Annotated in this window: 3 protein-coding genes and 1 pseudogene; all 4 read right to left on the minus strand. The window is 73.0% G+C overall.

What is annotated here, in order from left to right; translation table 11 throughout:
• Positions 1–59: 59 nt before the first annotated feature.
• Positions 60–1,499 carry a rifampin monooxygenase gene (gene rox / locus DZF91_RS25775; RefSeq protein ID WP_117359792.1) on the minus strand — a complete coding sequence of 480 codons (1,440 nt, stop codon included), beginning with the start codon at positions 1,497–1,499 and terminating at the stop codon, positions 60–62.
• A gap of 249 nt (positions 1,500–1,748) precedes the next feature.
• A complete protein-coding gene (locus DZF91_RS25780) occupies positions 1,749–2,174 on the minus strand; it encodes a VOC family protein (protein WP_117359793.1) in 426 nt (141 codons plus the stop codon).
• 81 nt (positions 2,175–2,255) lie between these two features.
• Positions 2,256–2,399 carry a hypothetical protein gene (locus DZF91_RS40375; protein ID WP_158588050.1) on the minus strand — a complete coding sequence of 48 codons (144 nt, stop codon included), beginning with the start codon at positions 2,397–2,399 and terminating at the stop codon, positions 2,256–2,258.
• Positions 2,400–2,471: 72 nt separating this feature from the next.
• A pseudogene (locus DZF91_RS25785) lies at positions 2,472–2,918 on the minus strand (hypothetical protein); the annotation flags it as partial.

A 2,918-nucleotide genomic window follows, 5' to 3' on the forward strand; every position in this document is an offset into this window, starting at 1 on the left:
CCGGCCGGCCCTGACGGCCGCCTCCCGGCCGCACCGGGCGGCCAGGTCGGGCGGCCGGGTCAGGCGGCGGAGGCCGAGGGCGCGCCGAACCACCGGGCGAGCGGGCCGCGCAGCTCGTCCGGGTCGTCGCCCACCCAGGCCACGTGCCCGTCCGGACGCAGCAGCACGGCGGGAACGGCGAGACCACCGCCGGCGTCGACGACGTGGTCGACCCGGTCCGCCCAGCCGTCCACCGACAGGCGGCCGGTCCGGTCGAGGAGCAGGCCCCGGCCGCCGCGCGTCAGCTCGTAGAGGCGGCCGTGCTCCAGCTCGACGTCCCGCATCCGCCGCCCGAGCAGTTCGTGCCCCTCCCCGAAGTCGTAGCGGACGTGCAGCGCGGTGATCTTCTCCATCAGGTACCGGTTCACCTCCTCGAAGTCCATCAGCTCCGACACCAGCCGGCGCACCGCCAGCGCCCCCGGGTCGTTCGCCATCAGGACGGCCTGGGCGCGGCTGTTGGTCAGCACCTCGGCGGCCACCGGACGGCGTTCCTCCTCGTAGGTGTCCAGCAGTCCCTCCGGCGCCCACCCGTCGATCTCGGCCGCCAGTTTCCAGCCCAGGTTGAAGGCGTCCTGGACACCGAGGTTGAGCCCCTGGCCGCCCATCGGCGGGTGGACGTGCGCCGCGTCCCCGGCCAGCAGCACCCGTCCGACCCGGTAGCGCTCGGCGAGCCGGGTGCCGTCACCGAACCGGGACAGCCAGCGCGGCGAGTGCGCGCCGAAGTCGGTCCCCGCGTACGCCCGCAGCTGCCGCCGGAACTCCTCGATGGTCGGCGGGCCCGCGCCCTCCTCGGCCACCCCGGCGGCGGGCACGACGAACCGGGACACCCCGTTCCCCATCGGCATGGCGGAGAAGAACAGCTCGGTCCTGCGGATCTCGGTGACGGCGGCCGTGATCGTCTCCGGATCGGCCGTCACCTCCATCTCCCCCAGCAGCGTCTCCTTACTGGCGGGCTCACCCGGGAAGGCCACGCCGAGCAGCTTGCGGACCGTGCTCCGCCCGCCGTCGCAACCGACCAGGTAGCGCGCACGCACCCGGGTGCCGTCGGCCAGCTCGGCGGTCACCCCGTCCCCGTCCTGGCTCAGCCCGGCCAGCGCGCAGCCGCGCCGCACCTCGGCGCCCAGCTCCGCGACGCGCTCGGCCAGCAGGCGCTCGGTGACGATCTGCGGGATGCCGAGGACGTACCCGTGCGCGGTGTCGAGCTCGACGGGCGACTTCTTGGCGAGCCCGGCGAAGAACCCGCCGCCCAGCGGATGCTTCTTGCCGTTGGCGAGGAACCGCTCCAGCAGCCCGCGCTGATCCATGACCTCGATGCTGCGCACGTGCAGACCGAGCGCGCGGACGTTCGGCGGCTGCTCGGCGTCCCGCTCCACCAGCAGGACCCGCACACCGTGCAGGCGCAGCTCCGCGGCCAGCATCAGTCCCGTCGGACCGCCGCCCACGATGATCACGTCCACCATGAATCCCCCTGATCGCTCGGTGCCCGGCGGGCGGTTCGACGCGCGCGTCCAGCGCCGCGCCTCCGCCGGAGCACGCGTTTCCACCGATTCCGTTTCTCCGCGGGAACCGGTTCCAGCGGGAGATTCTGGGGCCTTACCGGGGGCTTGCCGCAAGCCCCCCACTGCGCTATAGATTGAAAATGGAGGGAGAAGTGCACCTCCTCCGATTTTCCGGCTCCGTGCCCCGAATCGGCCCGGACGGGTGCCCGGTCACTGGAGTTCTTCGGCCAGCGCGATGATGACGTCCGAGGGGCCGCGCAGGTAGCAGAGCCGGTAGACGTCCCCGTACCGCACCACCTCCCCGACGAGCTCGCCGCCGTGCGGTCGGAGCCGCGCGATGACGTCGTCGATGTCGTCCACGGCGAACATGATGCTGCGAAGGCCCAGCATGTTCGGCACGTCGTTCTTCGGCGCGGGGGCGACCGTCGCGGGAGACCGGAAGCTCGTCAGCTCGACCTTGCCGTGCCCGTCCGGGGTGCGCATCATCGCGATGTCGACACGGACGTCGTCCATGCCGTTGACGCGGTCCACCCACTCCCCCTCGACCGGCGTCCGGCCCTCCAGCTCCAGCCCGAGCTCGGTGAAGAACGCGATGCCGGCCTCAAGGTCCTCGACGACGAGGACGACGTGGTCCATTCGCTTAATCGTCATATCCGGAGCCTAGAAGTGCCGGGTGACATTTCCAGTCCCCCCCGGCCAGGATTTCGCGCGACTGTGTCAATCGGTGCCGGGTCGGTCGGCGGCCACGGCTTCGCCGTCGGAGTCCGTCCGGGCGAGGACGCCCGCCGGCAGATCGGCGTCCCCGGGTTCGAGGTCCTCCGCCCGGTCGGCGTCCTCGCCGCCGCCGAGGTGCTCCGCCACGGCCAGAGCCGACGGGACCGCCCGCTCGCGGTCCTCCTCGGCGAGGCCGGACGCCCATCCGGGTCGTCTCGCTTATTCGTTCGGTGGTCGGCGGTACGCCGCGCTCAGGGAGGACGCAGACCCGAGGCCGATTGCGGTGAGGTCGAGCCGGGCCAGCCGGTCGGGGTCGGACAGGATGTCGATCGCGGCGATCCGTCCTCCGACGACGGTGAAGCTCATGACCGAGATCGCGGTTCCGTCGATGGTGTTGACCAGCCCGGCGTTCCCGTTGACCAGGGCGGGATGGGTGTCGGCGGCGGTGGCCATGCGGCGGAAGGTGGCGGCCTGCGCGCCCACCGCGGCGGCGCCCCGGAGAGTCCGCATTCCGCCTCCGGTCACGCCCGCGTCCGCGCGCAGGACGACGTCGGGGTCGAGGAGGTCCAGCAGGGCGGCGAAGTCGCCGCCGCGGGCGGCGGTCAGGAACGCGTCCACGGCGCGGCGCCGGCCGGCCGGATCGGGGTCCGGGCTCACCGCCGCGCC

The sequence above is a fragment of the Actinomadura logoneensis genome (assembly GCF_003428695.1).
Taxonomy (GTDB): domain Bacteria; phylum Actinomycetota; class Actinomycetes; order Streptosporangiales; family Streptosporangiaceae; genus Spirillospora; species Spirillospora logoneensis.